Origin of the sequence: Prevotella pallens ATCC 700821, from assembly GCF_000220255.1 — a bacterium.
GTDB lineage: Bacteria > Bacteroidota > Bacteroidia > Bacteroidales > Bacteroidaceae > Prevotella > Prevotella pallens.
This window is the reverse complement of the sequence record NZ_GL982513.1, coordinates 1925741-1945603: the sequence shown is the minus strand read 5'-3', so window position 1 is coordinate 1945603 and position 19863 is coordinate 1925741. Positions and strand designations below refer to the sequence as shown.

The window sequence follows — 19863 nt, the reverse complement described above, 5'->3', positions numbered from 1 at the left end:
TTATATAAGGTGATAAGCTTTGAAACGAATTATTTCAGTGCAAAATTAATAATTTCTTTTAATACTTTTATTATTTGTAGCGAATAGTTTGGTTAGATAAAATAAAATGTATAACTTAGGCGTCAGTAGTAATAAGCATAGCTTATAACCCTACACAAAACATAATACTAACAACCTTAAGGTAGCGTTCTAACAGACTTATATGTATTGCATAGTAGACTTTTAGAAACACCTTTTAAATCTATTGTGGTTATGAGAGTATATAAAACAAACGAGATTAAGAACATTGCATTGCTTGGCAGTGCGGGTAGCGGCAAGACTACTCTTGCCGAAAGTATGTTATTTGGTGCTGGTATAATAAAGCGCCGTGGTACAGTAGAAGCAAAGAATACTGTTTGCGATTACTTTCCCGTAGAACAAGAATACGGCTATTCTGTATTTCCTACAGTGTTCCATGTAGAATGGAACAACAAAAAGCTAAACATAATTGATTGCCCTGGAAGCGACGACTTCGTAGGTGGTGCGATAACAGCATTGAATGTTACCGACCAGGCAGTGATTCTTATCAACGGACAATATGGCCCTGAAGTAGGAACACAGAACAACTTCCGCTACACAGAGAAGTTGAAGAAACCTGTAATCTTCTTAGTCAATCAATTAGATTCCGACAAATGCGACTTCGATAACGTTATGAATAGTATGCGGGAAATATATGGACCTAAATGTGTACAAATACAATATCCCACAGCAACAGGCGCAAACTTTAACAGTATTATAGATGTTTTGTTGATGAAGAAGTACAGTTGGAAACCAGAAGGAGGTATGCCTATCATAGAAGATATTCCTGCTGAAGAAATGGATAAGGCTATGGAGCTACACAAAGCATTGGTTGAAGCTGCTGCAGAGAATGACGAAACATTGATGGAGAAGTTCTTTGAGACTGAAACATTAACAGAAGACGAAATGCGCGAGGGTATTCGTAAAGGACTTATTGCACGTAGCATCTTTCCTGTATTCTGTGTTTGTGCTGGTAAAGATATGGGCGTGCGTCGCTTAATGGAGTTTTTGGGTAACGTTGTACCTTTCGTTAGCGAGATGCCAAAAATACATAACGCACGTGGAGAAGAAGTTACACCCGACTCAAATGGTCCTGAATCTGTTTACTTCTTCAAAACAGGAGTAGAACCACATATCGGAGAGGTGAGCTATTTTAAAGTTATGAGTGGAGCCATTAAGGTGGGCGACGACTTAACTAACGCAGACCGAGGATCTAAAGAACGCATCGGACAACTGTTTGCTTGTGCAGGTGCAAACCGTATACCTGTTGAGCAAGTTAATGCTGGAGATATTGGCTGTACAGTGAAATTGAAAGACGTTAAGACAGGCAATACATTGAATGGTAAGGGCGTAGAACAGCACTTCGACTTTATTAAATATCCAAATCCAAAGTACATGCGTGCCATCGAGGCTGTAAACTCTCAAGATACAGAAAAGCTTATGGCGGCATTGTTGAAGATGCGTCAAGAAGATCCAACATGGCTTGTTGAGCAAAGTAAGGAGTTGCGCCAGACTATTGTAAAGGGACAAGGCGAATTCCACTTGCGCACTTTGAAGTGGCGTTTGGAGAATAATGAAAAGCTTCAGACCGTATTCAAGGAAGCACGCATACCTTATCGTGAAACCATTACCAAGCAGGCGAAGGCTGAATATCGCCATAAGAAGCAGAGCGGTGGCGCAGGACAGTTTGGCGAAGTGCACCTCATCGTAGAGCCATACGCAGAAGGAATGCCCGATCCAACAATGTATAAGTTCAACGGACAAGAGTTTAAGATGAATATAAAAGGTAAGGAAGAAAAGACATTGCCTTGGGGCGGTAAGCTCGTTTTCATCAATTCGGTTGTAGGTGGAGCCATCGACACACGCTTTATGCCAGCTATTTTGAAGGGTATTATGGACTGTATGGAACGCGGACCATTGACTGGAAGCTACGCTCGCGACGTTCGCGTGGTTGTTTACGATGGTAAGATGCACCCAGTAGACTCTAATGAACTTTCGTTTACACTTGCTGCTCGCCACGCTTTCTCTGATGCTTTCAAAATTGCAGGACCGAAAATTCTCGAGCCAATCTACGATTTGGAAGTGTATGTGCCGGGCGATTACATGGGCGACGTAATGAGCGACTTGCAAGGACGCCGTGCCATGATAATGGGAATGGACAGCGAAGCGGGTTACCAGAAGCTGCAAGCTAAGATTCCTTTGAAAGAATTGGCAAGCTATAGTATTTCGTTGAGTTCGCTTACTGGTGGTCGTGCAAGTTTTACCACCAAGTTCTCAAGCTACGAACTAGTGCCTAACGAACTCCAGCAAACCCTCATTGCTGAACACGAAGCAGAAGTTAAGGACGAAGACGAATAGACTAAAGGAACTCTTTTGCATTTGCAATATATATAAGAACCGTAAGAGCCGACATGCCGTACAGCGTGTTGGCTCTTGCTATTTAAAGCCAGTTTTACCACAAAATCAAGGCTGATAATGAACTCAGTGTTATGTCTAAAAAAAAGTGTATCTGTAAAGTGCAGTGTTCTAATATGATGTGATGCGCTAAAGAATATAGCGTTATATCCAGTTTAATATGATATCAATTTCGTCTAAACATATAGAGAATGGAGACCGAAAGAGCTATAATATATTCGTCTAATAATAGATACGCACAAAGTCATTTAACGTGCTTTTAAGTGCAAACTGTTTATAACATTTGGGATATTCGGATATTTATCTTACTTTTGCAGTATAGAATATATTTGGTATGACAAGCGATAGTATAGTAATAATTCCTACATACAACGAAAAAGAGAATATGGAGAATATTATCCGAGCTGTTTTCGGTTTGGAGAAGTGTTTTCATATCTTAGTAATAGACGACGGAAGTCCTGATGGAACAGCACAGATTGTACACCGACTCATAAAAGAAGAGTTTGCCGACCGCTTATTTATCATTGAGCGTTCAGGTAAGTTAGGACTTGGCACCGCTTATATACGTGGTTTCAAATGGGCATTGGAGCATGGCTATGACTATATATTTGAGATGGACGCAGACTTCAGCCACGACCCTAACGACCTTCCTCGCCTATATGCCGCCACGCACGACGAAGGCTTCGATGTGGCTGTCGGTTCACGTTATGTAAGCGGAGTGAATGTGGTAAACTGGCCCATCGGACGTGTCCTGATGAGCTATTTTGCCAGTAAGTATGTTCGTTTTGTAACAGGCTTCCATGTTCACGACACCACAGCAGGCTTTGTTTGCTATCGTCGGAAGGTGCTCGAAACCATTCCACTCGACGAAGTTCGCTTCAAAGGCTATGCTTTCCAGATAGAAATGAAGTACACTGCGTATAAAATAGGATTTAAGATTAAGGAAGTACCCGTTATATTCGTAAACCGAAGAGAAGGCACAAGCAAGATGAGCGGAGGCATATTCTCGGAAGCCTTCTTTGGTGTGATGCGTTTAAGAATGGACGGTTGGTTCAGGAAATACCCCACTATAAAGAATTAAATTACAGCATAGTAAAAGAACGCTTTCGCATCGAAGGCGTTCTTTTATACGTTTAGAAACAAGCTTAATTTTATTGTTTTCACGATGAAGCATATCACAAGAGATGAAGCTTTAAAACTATTGGTGCGCAATAATCCCGAACCAGTTGCGAGTCATTGCGATAAATCTATGTGGTGGTTCATAACTCGTGCCGTTGGCGGACTATGGATTCAGCACCCACTCAAAATGATAGTGTCATGGCTTTATCTGCTTATGTTACCTTTAATTTATGTGCAGAAAAGCATAGGATTTGCCATAATAGGCATATCCATTGTATTCTTCTGTATTCTTGCTTATTATTTTTATCTCTACAGAAAGCTATACAAAGCATTAAGAGAGAATACTTATCGCATTGATGAAGATGGTATATCGGTGTCGATAACCACAGTTGATGGCGTTTTGGCACGCTATCTTACCACGCCGTTCTCGCTGATTAAGGATATATGGTTGGCTCAAAACTACATCTATATCGAAACGGAAGACAAAACAGATATAGGCGTTGTCTACCTCTTTTCAGACGAACCAGAACGCATTTTGGGCAATATCGTATCGTATATGCAGTTGGAGAAGAAAGCCAAAGAAGACAAACCAATACCTTATTATAGTGCGGAGGAACGCACAAACCTAAGAAACTTTGTGGAAGAACGCTTTGGAAAGATTGACGCTGTACTAAACGATACCGATGGCGAAGGTTTCCCGGTGGACATTGCTGCAATTCCTCCCAGTCCGCAACACAACTACTGGACGCTTTGCACCATAGGGGCAGGAGCCATTCGTGTGCCCAACCAAGAATATTACAAGCAATCGGACAATGGCGAAACAACTTTCGATGCAACCAAATACACCGAAGGCTTTGTGGTGGAACACTTTGAATATGTTATGTATCTGCCGCCCGACTGGAACGTAACCGATGCCGATTTAAGCAAAGACAGCAACTATTGGTATCTCCACTTGTTGCGCGATGTAGTGCAATATACCTACTATAACTTCCAGTTTCAGCTTGGCGACACCTTAAATTATAATGATGGCGATAGTGAGCAACTATCGTTCGACCATTCGACCGACTTTTATGCAGCATTGATTTTGTGCCCATTACCCGATGTTGCTAACGAACAGTTTGCCAATATCGAAGGTCGCACCATTCAGTTCTTTCAAGTTGTGCCTATCACTACAGAAGAAGCTAACTATTTGAGTAGGCATTCTGCTGCCGATTTTCTGAAGAAATATATGGATATAAGTGCTATTCAACTGGATAACGAGTCTAAACAAGTGAAGCACGAACGCTATTCAAAGGCTATTATATCGCACTTCGAACGCCATATAAAGGGAGCAAACGTAGTAACAATGTACTCACATAAGAGCTAAAAAACTTGCTACTTAATGGAAGAAAAACTACAGCTATAAATGTTTTAAGTTATTTGAACAAGTAAGTGCTTGTAAGTGTTATATAAATTCAGTAGAAAATAGCTAAAGCGGTTATATGCGACACCTGTTAGGTGCTCAGCAATTTAATAGAATTTCTCGAATATTCTATAAAAAGAATAAGATATTTAGGCTACTTTTATTTTAGATATCTGTTTCGTTCGTTTCAGATATCTGTCGCATTCGTTTCAGATATCTGTCGCGTTCGTCTCAGATATCTGTCAATTGCGTTTCAGATATCTATAGCTTGCGACACGTATATCCATAGATATAACTTCGTATATCCATAGATATAACTTCGTATATCCATAGATATAACTTCGTATATCCATAGATGTAACTTCGTATATCCATAGATGTAACTTCGTATATCCATAGATATAGCTTCGTATATCCATAGATGTCGTTTCGTATATCCATAGATGTCGTTTCGTATATCCATAGATGTAACTTCGTATATCCATAGATGTCGTTTCATATATCTATAGATAGTTGTTCAGGTATCATAACAAGCCAGAAACTTTAACCTTTTATTCTATAATACTATAGTGGTGTGTATTCAGATGAAAACTACGAAACGTTCTATTCTGCAATGTTTCAATTTACGTGCTATTATAAGCATCTAACGACGAATGTGTTGTTCCTAATTTGTTTATATCTGTGTGAACTCTATAATAATAGTATTCTTTTGTTCTACTGCAGCATTATAGATAGCAAAAGCGGTTGTTTCGCATTGCAAAACAACCGCTTCTGTAAAACAAGAGAATAGTATTACTACAACTAAAGTATAAAAACTTTAAGCAATTATATAAGCTTTATTTTAGTGCTTACATAACACCGTCTTCGCGAAGTTTCTGTTGCCATTTCCATGCAGAAGCCAAAACATCTTCCAGCGGAGTATTAGCTTTCCAGCCCAACACCTTATTGGCTTTGGTGCAATCGCCCCAAATTTTCTCTATATCACCTTCGCGACGTGGTCCGAACTTCCAATTCACCTTTACACCAGTAGCCCTTTCAAAAGTGGTTACAATTTCTAGCGTAGAGTTTCCTTTACCAGTTCCAATGTTGAAATATTCAATCTTGTCAGTATCTTTGTCTAATACACGTGTCATCGCCGCTACGTGAGCTTTTGCAAGGTCTACTACATAAATGTAATCGCGTATACAAGTACCATCTTCGGTGTTGTAATCGTTGCCAAAAATGGTAAGTTGTTTGCGTATTCCCATAGCAGTTTGCGTAACATAAGGAATAAGATTGTTGGGCACACCATTAGGCAATTCGCCAATAAATGCAGTAGAGTGTGCACCTATTGGATTGAAATAGCGAAGCACAATGCTCTTTATAGGTGCACCGCTGTGAATGTAATCGTAAATAATTTGCTCGTTAATCTCTTTTGTGTTTCCGTAGGGCGATGTAGCTTTTTGGTGTGGTGCATCTTCAGTAACAGGTAAGTTCTCTTTGTTAGGCTGTCCGTAAACGGTGCACGAACTAGAGAATATAATACCTTTTACGTTATATTTAGGCATCATTTCCAATAAGTTAATGAGCGAAACAACATTGTTGCGATAGTACATTAACGGTTTTTCAACACTTTCGCCCACAGCTTTTGATGCTGCAAAGTGAATAATTCCATCAATGTTCGGATATTTTTTGAATAGGCGTTCGGTAGCATCTTTATCTTCAAGATTTACTTGTTCAAATGCTGGTCGTATTCCTGTTATTTTCTCTATACCATCGAGAACCTCTATTTTAGAGTTTGAAAGATTGTCTGCTATCACTACATTGTATCCTGCCTCTTGCAGTTCTACCGTTGTGTGCGAACCTATAAAACCAGTTCCACCTGTAACTAAAATTGTTTGTTTCATATCTTTTTAATGAATATTTTTGCAAGTAACTTATTGTTGTTCTTTATAAGAATAACGAGCGAGCCTCTTATTTATGTGTGCAAAGATACTTAGAAATTAGCAGGTAGGGTTATAAAAATAATATTATTTATTAAAAAAGGTACGATTGTACCCCTATAAATAAAAAGTTTTACTAACTTTGCCATTGTTTAAACAACCATCAACAGTTCTTTAATTGTTTTTTATTATGGAGCAAACAATGCAACAAATAGAGCGCTTTCTAAAAAAGATAGCACAGAAGTTTCCATCAACACAGGAACCAATAGTTATGACAGATATCCACTTAAGGGTGTCGCAATTCAGTGGAGACCTTATGGCTTTCGACGATGAAGGAAACGAAATAACACGCTGTGTAGTTGAAGAATGGATTGAAAACAATAATGACGATTTCTATAAAAACATTACAGCACAGTTGCGTAGCGAGTCTTTAAAACTGAAAGATGTTGTAGATAACTTCGGTATAATAAAACCTTATAGTCTTGTTTTAGAAGACGAAGAAGGCGAAAACATAGCCGAACTGTACGTGGCAGATGGTGATACAATTATTGTTGGCGACGAATTATTACCAGGATTAGAGGAAGACCTCGACGAATTTCTAAAGAAACTAATACCTTAAACGAAAGGATATAAAAGTATGAAGAGAGCCAGAAAAGCTGTCTTGTTACTATTGTCAACAATATTCTCTATTGCTGCCGTTGCACAACGCCACAGCATTCTGAACGAAAACATACGGTCGTTACAAGTTGTGGCAAATCAAGACTGGCTTGCTTTGCCCATTATAGAAGTAGGAAACGGAGTGTTAGATATTAATTTCGACGATCTATCAACAGAGTACCATCGCTATACTTACAGCCTGCAACATTGCGAATCAAATTGGAAACCATCTACCTCGCTTTTCGAAAGCGACTATGTGGACGGCTTTGCAAATGGAAATACAATAGACGATGTAACACCTTCACTTCTTACAAACACAGCTTATACTCATTATCATCTTAGACTTCCGAACAGCAATTGTCAGCCAAAATTGTCTGGAAACTATCTGCTTACCATTTACGATGATAACGATAATGTAGCTATAAAAGTCTGTTTTATGGTGAAAGAGCCTTTTACAAAGTCGATGGGAGTTGGTTTGAATATTGTAACCAACACCGATGCTACCATAAACAACGCACACCAGCAAGTGGAAATGGAGTTGAAATATAATAGTTATAATGTAACGAATCCGCAATCGCAAATAAAAACAGTACTTCTGCAGAATAAACGATGGGACAATGCGCGATGGAATGTAAAGCCACAATATGTTATGAACGATGGCTTGCGTTGGAGCCATAATGCAAACTATATATTTTGGGCAGGCAACGAATATAGAAAGTTTGAGATTTTATCAACCAATGTAGCCGCAACAGGTATAGAACGCATTCTGTGGGACGGTAAAAACTACAACGCCTACCCCTTTATAGCATTGCCAAGACCTAACTATTTGTATGATGAAGATGCGGATGGAGCATTCTTAATACGCAATTCAGATAATAACAATATAAATACGGAGAGCGATTATGTGTTGGTTCATTTCCAATTAAGCAGTCCGCAGTTTACAAATGGCGATGTATATGTAAATGGCGACTGGACTTACGATAGATTTTTACCACAATATAAGCTAATATACGATGACCAATCGAAGAGTTATAAAGCTGTGATACCACTAAAATTAGGCTACTATAGTTATCAATATGTGTTGGTAGATGAGAATGGTAACGCTGAGATAGCACCTACTGAAGGTAACTATTATCAAACAGAAAACTCTTATCAAGCTTTAGTTTATTATAGAGAACAAGGTGGAAGAACAGATAAATTAGTGGGTTATACAGCAGTTAAATTTAAAATTAAGTAGCCGCACATTGCTACCAAGAGATATACAATAGATATATTAGTAGCAGGTTTTAATAACATATATATATATGAAAAGAACTTTATTTGCATTTATGACATTAGCATTTTGCTGTTTTGGAGCAAGAGCTCAAAACAAGAATATAACAATAACATTAGTAGAGACTTCAGATGTGCATGGTTCGTTTTTCCCATACGATTTCATAACGCGTAAGCCTAAAGCTGGATCGATGGCAAGAGTTGCTACTTTTATAAACGATTTAAGACAGAAGAAAGGCACAGAGAATGTGTATCTTCTAGATAACGGAGATATTCTGCAGGGACAACCAATAAGTTATTATTACAACTATATTGATAAACAACAAGAGAACATTGCTGCTAGTGTCGTAAACTTTATGCACTACGATGCAACAACTGTTGGAAACCACGATATAGAAACTGGACACGCTGTTTACGATAAATGGATTCGCGAACTGCATTGCCCTGTATTGGGAGCAAATATTATTGATACGAGAACACAAAAGTCTTACGTATTGCCTTATACCATAATAAAGAAAAAGAACGGTGTGAAAGTAGCCGTTGTTGGTATGCTTACTCCTGCTATACCCAATTGGTTAGAAGAGAACTTATGGAAGGGATTACGTTTTGAGGATATTGTCTCTTCGGCGAAGAAGACAATAGCAACATTGAAAGCTAACGAGAAACCCGATGTTATTGTAGGACTTTTCCACTCTGGTTGGGACGGTGGCATTATTACACCAAACTATGTTGAAGATGCATCTAAAATGGTAGCAGAAGAAGTAGATGGTTTTGATGTGGTGTTTTTCGGCCACGACCATAAACCGCACAATTCAATAGAAACTAACAAAGATGGTAACGAGGTGGTGTGTTTAGACCCTGCGAATAATGCACAGAGAGTAGCAGTGGCTACTATAACCTTAGCACCTGTAAAGAAAAAAAATAAAAGTGGTAAGCAGTTCAATGTTGTTAAGAAGTGGGGCGAATTAGTTAGTGTATCCGATTTAGCTATAGACAAACCATTTATGGCACACTTTGAAAAGCAAATAGACAAGGTAAAACAGTGGGCTAACACAGAAATAGGACGCTTTGATAACACTATTAGTACGAAAGATTGTTTCTTTGGTAACTCGGCTTTCAACGATTTAATTCTCAATCTAGAACTTCAGATAACGAAGGCTGATATTGCTTTCAATGCTCCTTTAGGTTTTAATTCTGTCATTAAGGCAGGACCTATCACAGTGGGCGATATGTTTAGTTTGTACAAATATGAAAACCAGCTCTACGTTATGCGCTTAACAGGTAAAGAGATAAAGAACTATTTGGAAATGAGTTATAATCTCTGGACAAATACAATGAAATCGCCCGACGACCATTTACTATTGCTTTCTAACGATACAAGAGACGATTCGCAACGCTTAGGCTTTAAAAACTTCTCGTTTAATTTCGACTCTGCTGCTGGTATAGACTACGAAGTAGATGTAACGAAGCCTTATGGACAGAAGGTTAATATAATTAAAATGAGTAATGGGCAACCGTTTAATGAGGCTAAATACTATAATGTGGCTGTTAATAGTTATCGTGGTAACGGCGGTGGAGAACTCTTAACAAAAGGCGCTGGTATACCACACGATGAACTAAAGAAGCGCATTGTTTGGCGAAGCGACCGTGACCAACGTTACTATCTTATGGAAGAAATTAAGAAAGCTGGTACTCTAAATCCGCAACCCAATCATAACTGGAAGTTCGTTCCTGTAGAGTGGACTGATAAGGCTGCTGCTCGCGACCGTAAATTACTCTTTGGAGAATAGGTATAATGTAACACAAGGAAAGGAAATATAAGAAAAATGAAATGCTTTTGGTTTGTGTTTTGTAAAACCGATATTGTATTAGAAAAAACAACTGGTGGTTATACTATTCCATTGTTAGACGACTGTCCAACTCCATTAAAAGAGTGGTCGCAAGTATTAGAAATAGGAACTATGCCCGATGATGGTACGCCTATTAAGGCTGTAAGCATAGATATGCCATTGACCGATAGTCCTATATTCGAAATGTGTGGACTACGTAACAGCTATTATAAATTGTCGAAAGCTCTCTATTTAATGGCTGGTAAATGTTACGAACTGCTTTATTGGAACCAAAATACACGTTTCTGTGGTGTTTGTGGGACACCTACAAAGTTGCATACCAACATATCGAAACGCTGTCCAAATTGTGGAAAGGAGATATGGCCACAAGTGTCTCCAGCCGTCATAGTACTGGTGCATCGTGGTGATGAGATTCTTTTAGTGAGAGCAAATAGTTTTAAAGATAATCATTATGGTTTGGTGGCTGGATTTGTAGAGACTGGAGAGACTCTCGAAGAAGCGGTGCATAGAGAAGTATTCGAAGAAACTGGTATACGCATAAACAATCTTCGCTACTTTGCTTCACAACCATGGCCCTATCCAAGTGGTGTTATGGTGGGTTACAATGCCGATTATGTGGAAGGTGAAATACATTTGCAATGGAGCGAACTTTGTAAAGGTAGTTGGTTCACGAAAGACAATTTGCCTAATTTGCCCGAGAAGCTTTCTATTGCACGAATGTTAATAGACCATTGGCTTGAACAAATGAATAGTAATAAACAATAATCTTAAATACAAATAAAACAATCTATGAAGATTTTAGAAAAAGCTTTAGGTTTCGACCCTAAAACAATGAAGTTGCGCACCGAACTGATTGCTGGTGTAACTACGTTTCTCACTATGAGTTATATTTTGGCGGTAAATCCGTCTATTCTTATGACTACTGGTATGAGTCAAGGTGCACTATTTACCGCTACTGCTTTGGCTTCGGCTATTGCTACGCTTCTATTGGCATTTATGGCTAAGTTGCCTTTTGCGCAAGCACCGTCAATGGGACTTAATGCCTTTTTTGCTTATACGCTTTGTCAAGCAATGGGCTATTCGTGGCAAAATTCGCTAGCTATCTTGCTCATCGAAGGCGTTATATTTATGTTAATAACGTTTTTCAACGTGCGAGAGATGATATTCAATGCTATTCCTAACAATTTGCGTTATGCTATTTCTGCTGGTATTGGTATGTTTATTGCCTTTATCGGACTTAAGAATGCAGGCATTATTGTTGCGAAAGAGGGCACATTCGTTGGGTTAGGCGAATTTACTACACCATGCTTGTTAGGTATTTTTGCTACTTTGCTTAGTGGTGTACTAATGGCGCGCAATGTTAAAGGCTCGTTGTTTTGGGGCATTATAGCTACTACGTTGATTGGTATTCCATTGGGCGTTACTGTATTCCCAGACCATTGGTTGCCTGTTTCTGCTCCACAAGATATATCGCCTATCTTTTGCAAGTTCGACTTCTCTGGCTTGTTGAATCTTAAAACATTTCTTGTGGTATTTTCTCTACTAATTGTGAATATTTTTGATACCATAGGAACGCTTATGGGGTTGGCAGAGAAAACTGGTATTGTGCGCGAAGATGGAAGCATTCCACATGTGAGCGAAGCTATGATGAGCGATGCTATTGGAACTACTTGTGGGGCTATGCTTGGTAGTTCTACCATATCAACATATATTGAAAGTGCTAGCGGAATAGCTGAAGGTGGTCGGTCGGGCGTAACTTCTCTTGTTGTGGGCGTTATGTTTTTACTGTCTCTATTCCTTTCACCCATCTTTTTGCTCATACCAAGTGCTGCAACAAGTGGTGCACTTATTATGGTAGGTGTGTTAATGCTCGATTCTGTGAAGAAGATAAACCTACAGGATATGACCGAAGCTTTCCCTGCCTTTATCACTATGATAACAATGGTGTTGTGCTATTCCATTGCAGATGGAATTTGTTTAGGCATTCTGTCGTTTGCCATAATGAAACTTTGCACAGGTCGTTGGAAAGACTTGAACTGGACTCTCTGCATTCTGTCTGTGCTTTTCATTCTTAACTTTACATCAGATAAGCTCTTCAGCTTCATTGCTTATCTCTTTATGAATTAAGCTTATTTGTTGCATACATTATAGTTTCCTTAATGTTTTCTATGTGCTTAAAACATTTTATAGCCTATAGAACATTAGGGAAACTATAATCTATTATTTCTACCGACAACCATAGAGAAACTAGAAAATTCTGACTTCCTATAACTTTTTAAGCGCGACACGCTGTTTAATATATCTCGACGCATTTGTAGCGTTGTTAAATTGTTTTATAATATAGAGGAAGAGACATACCGTGCGAGTTTGCATTTGGCTACAATCAAATAAAATTCTTATTGTAGCATAACCATATTTTTATCTCAATAGAACAGCGCAGGAGATAATTTGTAAACTAGAGTTATAGTAATAAAGTATGCCCAAACATAAATAAATACGAAACAGCATATTGTTTTTCAGATGCTTATAATAGCACTTAAATTGAAACATTGCAGAATAGAACGTTTCATAGTTTTCATCTGAATACATACCACTTTGGTATTACAAGTTAAGCATATAAAGAATCTGATTTGTTATGATACCTGAACGGCAATCTATGGATATACGAAGCTACATCTATGGATATACGAAGTTATATCTATGGATATACGAGGCTACATCTATGGATATACGAGTCGCAATCTATAGATATCTGAAACATAATTCTCAGATATCTGAAACGTACTTCTCAGATATCTGAAACACACCTCTCAGATATCTGAAACAAGAATACTACATCAGGTTGCTTTTATAAACATTAAAGATATCTATTTGAATAGTCTGTACCCGTGGGCACTGCTTGTAATACCCTTACCTATTTTTTACAATCCATTTATTTGGTCTAAAGTAACTATAAATGCACAAAAAAGCTGAACTCCTATTACAGAATTCAGCTCTAATAAAATGTTTCTATTAAGTAAATTGCTCCCTTAGAAAGGCGCAACTTTTAGTATCTATATGCTGTTGAGTTATCCAAAGAAATGAAATTCGCCCAATAGGAACAACATTCCATAGCCTATAATAAGCGATATAAGACCACAAGTGAGACCAGCCTTTAACATATCTTTCTGGTGAATTAAGCCAGTAGAATATGCAATAGCATTTGGAGGAGTAGATATAGGCAAGCACATTGCAGTAGAGGCAGCAATGGCAATACCAATAAGCACAGTGCTGGTACCACCAATAACACCAAGCTTATCGCCCATAGCACGGCATACAACTGCTAAGATAGGCATTAGAAGCGCTGCTGTGGCTGTATTTGAAATGAAGTTCGACAAGAAATAGCAAATGAAACCAGAAACCACAAGGATAACAATAGGACTCCAGTTGCCGAATGGGATACTCTCAATAGCAACATCTGCCAATCCAGAACCATTCATACCAAGACCCAATGCAAAGCCTCCGGCTACCATCCAAATAACACTCCAGTCAATTTGTTGTAGGTCTTTGGCTGTAATAACACCAGTTATAGCAAATACTCCCATTGGAATCATCGATACAGTGTTAGTGTTTATACCAGTAACCTCTTTCGGAATAACCCATAATAAGATAGTAACAATGAAGGTAGCAATAACAACATACATTCTCCAACCACGATGAATCTCACCCGTTATCTTTAATTCAATAGTCTTTTTATTAAATGGGAAGAAATAGAGAATGACACGCCAGCTAATGAGAAGCAATATAATAACAAGTGGCGCCATTACAAGCATCCATTGTCCGAAGCTAATTCCAAGGTTCAAACCATCAGGGTCGTTCAAGAACTTCATTGCAATCATGTTAGGAGGTGTACCAATAGGTGTACCCATACCACCTAAGTTAGCTGCCAATGGAATAGACATTGTGAGTGCAATACGCCCTTTTCCATCTGCAGGAAGCGATGCAAACACAGGTGTGAGGAACGTTAACATAAGTGCAGCCGTAGCTGTATTAGATATAAACATAGAGAATATACCAGTTATGAAAAGAAAACCTAACAGTACGTTCTCGCTCTTCTTACCGAAAGGGCGTATCATATTCTTTGCTAACAACGTGTCGAGACCCGACTTAGATGCAGCAATAGCAAGAATGAACCCTGCTAAGAATAACATGATAATAGGATCAGCAAACGATGCCATAATGTCTTTAGACTTCAATAGCTCGCCTATTCCATCGCCTTTGAACACTTTAAACGAATTTTCTGATACAGTTATGCACATAATGGTCATAATAGACAACGATGTTGCCCACGCTGGAATACATTCGGTGAGCCACGATAGTGTTGCAAAAACAAAAATTGCAATAATGCGTTGCTGCACAACCGTTAGACCATCAATATCGAACACAGAGATGGGAAGATTCCAAACAATGGCTGTTATTGCCACAATTCCTAATAGTTGCCACACCTTCTTCATCTCAATGTGTGTGGACAACGTGTTCAAATTACTTTCTGACATAGTAAAATTCTACTTGATTTAATGTTAATTGTTTATATAGTAAATGAAATAGGGTGCTAAATTACGAAAAACTTTCTATTCTTACAAAGATTAAAACCTTTTTTGTAATTTTGCAGGAAATATTCTTTTATTATGCGTAGATTACAGATTCTATACATCTTATTATTAGGTTTATGTTTCGGTTGCAGTAACAATAAAGCTAAATTGGCTCATACCGACAACACAACAGATAGTACATTAGTGTTTAAGTATGCCGAGAACATAAAAATGGAACATACTCCAGAAGGCATAAAAGTAACGCTTTCCAATCCATGGAAGAAAGGAGAAACGTTACATACCTACTATTTAGTGGACAATGCTGAGAAGGCAGATAAACCTTCAGACGGTACTCTTATACAAGTGCCTATACATCGAGGGGTATTCTTTACCACAGCACATGCTAACCTTATGGAAATGTTGGGAGTACAAAAAGCCATTGTTGGTGTTGCTGATGCGAAGTATATGCTAATACCCGATGTACAACAAAGATTGAAAACAAAAAACATTGCCAACTGTGGCGATGGTATGAAGCCAGATATAGAGAAGATAATCGACATTAAACCAGATGGCTTACTACTCTCACCATTTGAGAATAGTGGTGGCTATGGTAAATTAGATGAACTTAAAATACCTATTATAGAATGTGCAGAATATATGGAGACTTCTGCGTTAGGACGTGCAGAGTGGATGAAGTTTTATGGTATTTTATTTGGTTGTAAGCAGACAGCTGACTCTTTATTCAAAGTTGTTGAGCATAATTATCTTTCATTAAAGGCTAAGGCAAAAACTTCTAAGCAAACTCTTTCGGTACTTCCCGACCGTAAGACTGGGAGTGTGTGGTATATGCCAGGAGGTAAAAGTAGTGTAGGGTTACTTTATAAAGATGCCAACGGAAAGTATGCATTTGCTAACGATAACAAGAGTGGAAGTCTAGCTCTACCATTTGAGACTGTATTAGACAAGATGGGGCAAGCTGACTTCTGGATTTTCAGCTACTACGGCGACTTCAATAAACAGCAACTTCTAGCCGAATATCAAGGCTATGCCGCTTTAAAACCTTTCAAAACAGGCGAGATATATGGTTGTCAAGTAGACAAGATACCTTACTTCGAAGAAGTTAGTTGGCGTCCAGATTGGCTTTTAAACGACCTAATTCAGCTTTTTCACCCCGATTTAAAGTCAGGTTCTATGCGTTATTATCACCATTTATAAATGGAAAGAAGTTTATTAAGGTAGACAGAAATACTTTTAGATAATGAAAAAGAACACTTTGGCATTTGTATTATTGCCACTTGGCATTGTTATTCTGTTCCTGCTGAATCTATATATAGGTTCTGTTCGTATTCCATTTAACGATATAGTAGATATCTTTTTAGGACAATTCGATGGTAAAGAGAGTTGGCGTTTTATTGTTTTAGAGAACCGTTTACCACAAGCTATTACGGCAATGTTCTGCGGTGGAGCACTCTCCGTTAGTGGCTTAATGTTGCAAACTGCTTTTCAAAATCCATTAGCTGGACCTGATGTGTTTGGAATCAATGCAGGAGCAGGTTTGGGAGTTGCTCTTGTAATGCTGCTTTTAGGAGGCAATGTTTCTACTGTTTTATTTTCGGTATCAGGCTTTATGGCTGTGTTAGTTGCCGCTTTTGCAGGTGCAATGGCTGTAACGGCACTAATATTTTTCTTCTCACTCATTATTAGAAACAGTGTAATGCTCCTTATAATAGGTATTATGGTTGGTTATATGTCATCGTCTGTAGTTTCGTTACTCAATTTCTTTGCAACCGAAGAAGGCGTAAAAAGCTATATGATATGGGGTATGGGCAATTTTGGAGGAGTGTCTATGGAGCATATCCCAATGTTTATGGCTATTGTAAGTATTGGTATTTTTTGTTCGCTACTACTGATGAAACCGCTCAATGCCTTGCTACTTGGTGCACAATATGCAGAGAGTTTAGGTTTTAACACACAACGAATACGCAACTATTTGCTTGTTGTTACAGGGTTGTTGTCTGCAATTACCACTGCTTTTTGTGGCCCGATAGGTTTTATAGGATTGGCAGTACCACATATAGCACGACTTTTATTAACTACAGAGAATCATCGCTTACTGTTACCATCTACTATTCTTAGCGGTGCATTAATAGCTCTTTTGTGCAATCTTATTTGCTATTTGCCTGGCGAAGGTGGTATTATTCCACTAAATGCAGTAACACCTTTAATAGGTGCACCTGTGGTGATTTATGTGCTTATGAAGTCGAAAGGATAGTAACTCAATGAAAAATAAATCAATTACCTTTAGCAGTTAGATTATTTTTTGTAGTTTTGCAAGTGAAATCGATAGCTAAAGCTATGCGGTTAATCTAATTTAATAAGAAATGAACACAACTAACTTATCACCATTCAAACGAACTGTTGTAGGTGTACAATTCCTTTTTGTAGCTTTCGGTGCTACTGTTTTAGTTCCATTACTTGTAGGACTCGATCCAGCTACTGCCCTTTTTACAGCAGGCATTGGTACTTTTATTTTCCATCTCACCACAAAAGGTAAAGTTCCTATATTCCTTGGATCATCATTCGCTTTTATTGCACCTATTCAAAAAGCGTCAGAACAGTGGGGAATGCCTGGAACATTGGCAGGTATTATAGGTGTCTCGCTGGTTTATTTTGTTATGTCGGCTCTTATAAAATGGCAAGGTAGAAAACTGTTAGACCGACTTTTCCCGCCTGTTGTTATAGGACCAGTTATAATCTTAATTGGACTTTCGCTTTCTAGCTCGGCAGTAGATATGGCTAAAAGTAACTGGCTTTTGGCTGGAATATCGCTTTCTGTGGCTATTTTAGTGCTTACTTTGAGTAAAGGACTTATAAAACTTGTGCCTGTAGTTTGTGGTATCGTTGTAGGTTATATTGTTGCAGTTTGTGCGGGAGACGTAGACTTCGCTAAAGTGGCAGCTGCACCTTGGTTTGCATTGCCACCAGCATTGGCAGACTTTCATTTGCCACAATTTGCTTGGGAACCATTTATTTTTATGATACCAGTAGCAATTGCACCTGTTATAGAACATATTGGCGATGTTTATGTGGTAGGGGCTGTGGCGCAGAAAGATTTCGTAAAAGACCCCGGTCTGCATCGAACAATGCTTGGCGATGGATTGGCTTGTCTTGCTGCAAGTTTCTTCGGAGGACCTCCTGTAACTACTTATAGTGAAGTTACAGGTGCTATGAGCATTACGAAAATCACCCAACCGCAAGTAATTCGTATTTCAGCGGCTACGGCTATTGTTTTTTCTGTAATTGGAAAGCTTAGTGCTTTACTGCAAAGTATACCATCTGCTGTGCTTGGCGGCATTATGTTGCTCCTTTTTGGTACCATAGCTTCGGTTGGAATACAGAACCTTATACAACATAAGGTGAACTTAAACCACACTCGAAACACTATCATTATTTCGGTAACACTAACCATTGGTATTGGCGGAGCTATTCTTACATACGGCAATTTCGCAATGAGTGGTATCGGCTTGTCTGCCATTGTGGGTGTATTCTTAAATCTTGTGTTGCCACATCCAAAGGAAGAAGACGTAAAAGAATAAGGGTTTATAAAGGTTTGTTTGCCACAAATAGTAAGTAACCCTGCGGAGATAACTGGATAAAAACACAGTTATTTCCGCTTTTTTATTGTTATATGGTTTAGTCTATTAAACATAGCTAAAATCAGAATATTATAGAATAAGAAAATTCATAATCCTCGTCAGAATAAATATCTTTTAAGCATTATAATGTATAGCCATTAGAGTTGTAGTTCTTTATGATATCTAATACGCAACCGACAGATATCTGAGACAAATGTGATAGATATCTGAGACGAACGTGATAGATATCTGAAATAAAAGAAACCAAAAACAGATGTTTTATACCTTTATTATATAGATGTTCTATGTATATCTTTTTAATGTGGAGCGTATAAAATATATTTTATTATAATAAAAGACTTAAAAACTCGTTATAAGTACGAATATTATTAAAAAATGAAAGTAACAAATGAAGAAGTCCTTATTTTTATTTATATCTTGTTGTGTTATAACAATGTTCCTAACATCGTGCCACAAAGAAGCAGAACTAACTCCTGAACAAGAGAAAACTATAGCTGTACGTAAACTTTATTATGGACAGATATTGGGACAATGGTATTACTACGAACAAGATGCGACAACCTACAACTACATAGCCTATAATTTCAAGCCAAAGGGACAGTTGGAAACCCATGAGAAGGTGGCTGTGCGAAAGCGAATAAACGGTGGAGCTACGGCAACATATAGCGATTGGGAAGTAAAAACAGATACTATAATTAAAGGAAAGTGGGATTTAGGTTGGAAAGAAGAATATGGCGAGATGTATCTTTCCACATCAGAAGAAAACGGTAAAGGACAAAGTGTAGTGCAATTTCACGGTTTAGAATATGTAAATCAGTATGAGATGGTACTGAAATACTTCGGATCAGGTAATCATTCTATGCTTTTTAAACGTGGAACCTCTACACATACAATTTAGTAAAGCTTTGCTTTTGTGAAGGAATAACCACGTTCTCCTGTCGG

At 38.2% G+C, this 19863-nt stretch carries 15 protein-coding genes; 12 read left to right on the top strand and 3 right to left on the bottom strand.

The window, feature by feature from the left end:
* The first annotated feature begins 252 nt into the window (after positions 1-252).
* The 3 genes from fusA2 to HMPREF9144_RS07590 all read left to right on the top strand — a co-directional run bounded on the left by fusA2 (position 253) and on the right by HMPREF9144_RS07590 (position 4957).
* Positions 253-2415, top strand: coding sequence for an elongation factor G2 (gene fusA2, locus HMPREF9144_RS07600; RefSeq protein WP_040595652.1), 2163 nt, complete (start codon positions 253-255; stop codon positions 2413-2415).
* Between the two features lie 391 nt (positions 2416-2806).
* Entirely contained in the window at positions 2807-3553 is a 747-nt protein-coding gene (locus HMPREF9144_RS07595) for a polyprenol monophosphomannose synthase (protein WP_006045355.1), read from the top strand.
* A gap of 84 nt (positions 3554-3637) precedes the next feature.
* On the top strand, positions 3638-4957 hold the full coding sequence (locus tag HMPREF9144_RS07590) for a suppressor of fused domain protein (RefSeq protein ID WP_006045354.1): 1320 nt from the start codon (positions 3638-3640) through the stop codon (positions 4955-4957).
* 289 nt (positions 4958-5246) lie between these two features.
* On the opposite strand, the gene HMPREF9144_RS13270 is transcribed toward HMPREF9144_RS07590, so the two are convergent.
* Positions 5247-5492 (bottom strand): hypothetical protein, encoded by a 246-nt coding sequence (locus HMPREF9144_RS13270; protein ID WP_006045353.1) that lies wholly within the window; start codon positions 5490-5492, stop codon positions 5247-5249.
* 349 nt (positions 5493-5841) lie between these two features.
* Positions 5842-6879, bottom strand: a complete 1038-nt coding sequence (galE, locus tag HMPREF9144_RS07585) for a UDP-glucose 4-epimerase GalE (RefSeq protein ID WP_006045351.1) — start codon at positions 6877-6879, stop codon at positions 5842-5844.
* 226 nt (positions 6880-7105) lie between these two features.
* Here galE and HMPREF9144_RS07580 point away from each other — a divergent pair, with 226 nt between their 5' ends.
* From HMPREF9144_RS07580 to HMPREF9144_RS07560, 5 genes are all read left to right on the top strand, one after another.
* A complete protein-coding gene (locus tag HMPREF9144_RS07580) occupies positions 7106-7534 on the top strand; it encodes a hypothetical protein (RefSeq protein ID WP_006045350.1) in 429 nt (142 codons plus the stop codon).
* An 18-nt stretch (positions 7535-7552) separates the two neighbouring features.
* Positions 7553-8809 (top strand): type IX secretion system plug protein, encoded by a 1257-nt coding sequence (locus HMPREF9144_RS07575; protein WP_006045349.1) that lies wholly within the window; start codon positions 7553-7555, stop codon positions 8807-8809.
* Positions 8810-8876: 67 nt separating this feature from the next.
* On the top strand, positions 8877-10634 hold the full coding sequence (locus HMPREF9144_RS07570) for a bifunctional metallophosphatase/5'-nucleotidase (protein WP_006045348.1): 1758 nt from the start codon (positions 8877-8879) through the stop codon (positions 10632-10634).
* 36 nt (positions 10635-10670) lie between these two features.
* Positions 10671-11459, top strand: coding sequence for an NAD(+) diphosphatase (nudC, locus tag HMPREF9144_RS07565; RefSeq protein ID WP_006045347.1), 789 nt, complete (start codon positions 10671-10673; stop codon positions 11457-11459).
* A 24-nt stretch (positions 11460-11483) separates the two neighbouring features.
* Positions 11484-12821, top strand: coding sequence for an NCS2 family permease (locus HMPREF9144_RS07560; RefSeq protein WP_006045346.1), 1338 nt, complete (start codon positions 11484-11486; stop codon positions 12819-12821).
* A gap of 941 nt (positions 12822-13762) precedes the next feature.
* On the opposite strand, the gene HMPREF9144_RS07555 is transcribed toward HMPREF9144_RS07560, so the two are convergent.
* Positions 13763-15229, bottom strand: coding sequence for an SLC13 family permease (locus HMPREF9144_RS07555; RefSeq protein ID WP_006045345.1), 1467 nt, complete (start codon positions 15227-15229; stop codon positions 13763-13765).
* Between the two features lie 132 nt (positions 15230-15361).
* Here HMPREF9144_RS07555 and HMPREF9144_RS07550 point away from each other — a divergent pair, with 132 nt between their 5' ends.
* The 4 genes from HMPREF9144_RS07550 to HMPREF9144_RS07535 all read left to right on the top strand — a co-directional run bounded on the left by HMPREF9144_RS07550 (position 15362) and on the right by HMPREF9144_RS07535 (position 19819).
* Positions 15362-16480: an ABC transporter substrate-binding protein gene (locus tag HMPREF9144_RS07550; protein ID WP_006045344.1), complete on the top strand. Its 1119-nt coding sequence runs from the start codon at positions 15362-15364 to the stop codon at positions 16478-16480.
* A gap of 43 nt (positions 16481-16523) precedes the next feature.
* Entirely contained in the window at positions 16524-17537 is a 1014-nt protein-coding gene (locus HMPREF9144_RS07545; protein ID WP_006045343.1) for an iron chelate uptake ABC transporter family permease subunit, read from the top strand.
* Between the two features lie 109 nt (positions 17538-17646).
* Complete coding sequence (locus HMPREF9144_RS07540; RefSeq protein WP_006045342.1) at positions 17647-18861, top strand: uracil-xanthine permease family protein; 1215 nt, start codon at positions 17647-17649, stop codon at positions 18859-18861.
* 493 nt (positions 18862-19354) lie between these two features.
* A complete protein-coding gene (locus HMPREF9144_RS07535) occupies positions 19355-19819 on the top strand; it encodes a hypothetical protein (protein ID WP_006045341.1) in 465 nt (154 codons plus the stop codon).
* The last annotated feature ends 44 nt before the right edge of the window (positions 19820-19863 follow it).

Bases quoted from the DNA above. Each gene is read 5' to 3' on its own strand.
- galE (WP_006045351.1), bottom strand. From the start codon at position 6,879: ATGAAACAAACAATTTTAGTTACAGGTGGAACTGGTTTTATAGGTTCG.
- HMPREF9144_RS07570 (WP_006045348.1), top strand. From the start codon at position 8,877: ATGAAAAGAACTTTATTTGCATTTATGACATTAGCATTTTGCTGTTTT.
- HMPREF9144_RS07580 (WP_006045350.1), top strand. From the start codon at position 7,106: ATGGAGCAAACAATGCAACAAATAGAGCGCTTTCTAAAAAAGATAGCA.
- HMPREF9144_RS07535 (WP_006045341.1), top strand. From the start codon at position 19,355: ATGTTCCTAACATCGTGCCACAAAGAAGCAGAACTAACTCCTGAACAA.
- HMPREF9144_RS07575 (WP_006045349.1), top strand. From the start codon at position 7,553: ATGAAGAGAGCCAGAAAAGCTGTCTTGTTACTATTGTCAACAATATTC.
- nudC (WP_006045347.1), top strand. From the start codon at position 10,671: ATGAAATGCTTTTGGTTTGTGTTTTGTAAAACCGATATTGTATTAGAA.
- HMPREF9144_RS07595 (WP_006045355.1), top strand. From the start codon at position 2,807: ATGACAAGCGATAGTATAGTAATAATTCCTACATACAACGAAAAAGAG.
- HMPREF9144_RS07545 (WP_006045343.1), top strand. From the start codon at position 16,524: ATGAAAAAGAACACTTTGGCATTTGTATTATTGCCACTTGGCATTGTT.
- HMPREF9144_RS07555 (WP_006045345.1), bottom strand. From the start codon at position 15,229: ATGTCAGAAAGTAATTTGAACACGTTGTCCACACACATTGAGATGAAG.
- HMPREF9144_RS07540 (WP_006045342.1), top strand. From the start codon at position 17,647: ATGAACACAACTAACTTATCACCATTCAAACGAACTGTTGTAGGTGTA.
- fusA2 (WP_040595652.1), top strand. From the start codon at position 253: ATGAGAGTATATAAAACAAACGAGATTAAGAACATTGCATTGCTTGGC.
- HMPREF9144_RS07550 (WP_006045344.1), top strand. From the start codon at position 15,362: ATGCGTAGATTACAGATTCTATACATCTTATTATTAGGTTTATGTTTC.
- HMPREF9144_RS07560 (WP_006045346.1), top strand. From the start codon at position 11,484: ATGAAGATTTTAGAAAAAGCTTTAGGTTTCGACCCTAAAACAATGAAG.
- HMPREF9144_RS07590 (WP_006045354.1), top strand. From the start codon at position 3,638: ATGAAGCATATCACAAGAGATGAAGCTTTAAAACTATTGGTGCGCAAT.
- HMPREF9144_RS13270 (WP_006045353.1), bottom strand. From the start codon at position 5,492: ATGAAACGACATCTATGGATATACGAAGTTACATCTATGGATATACGA.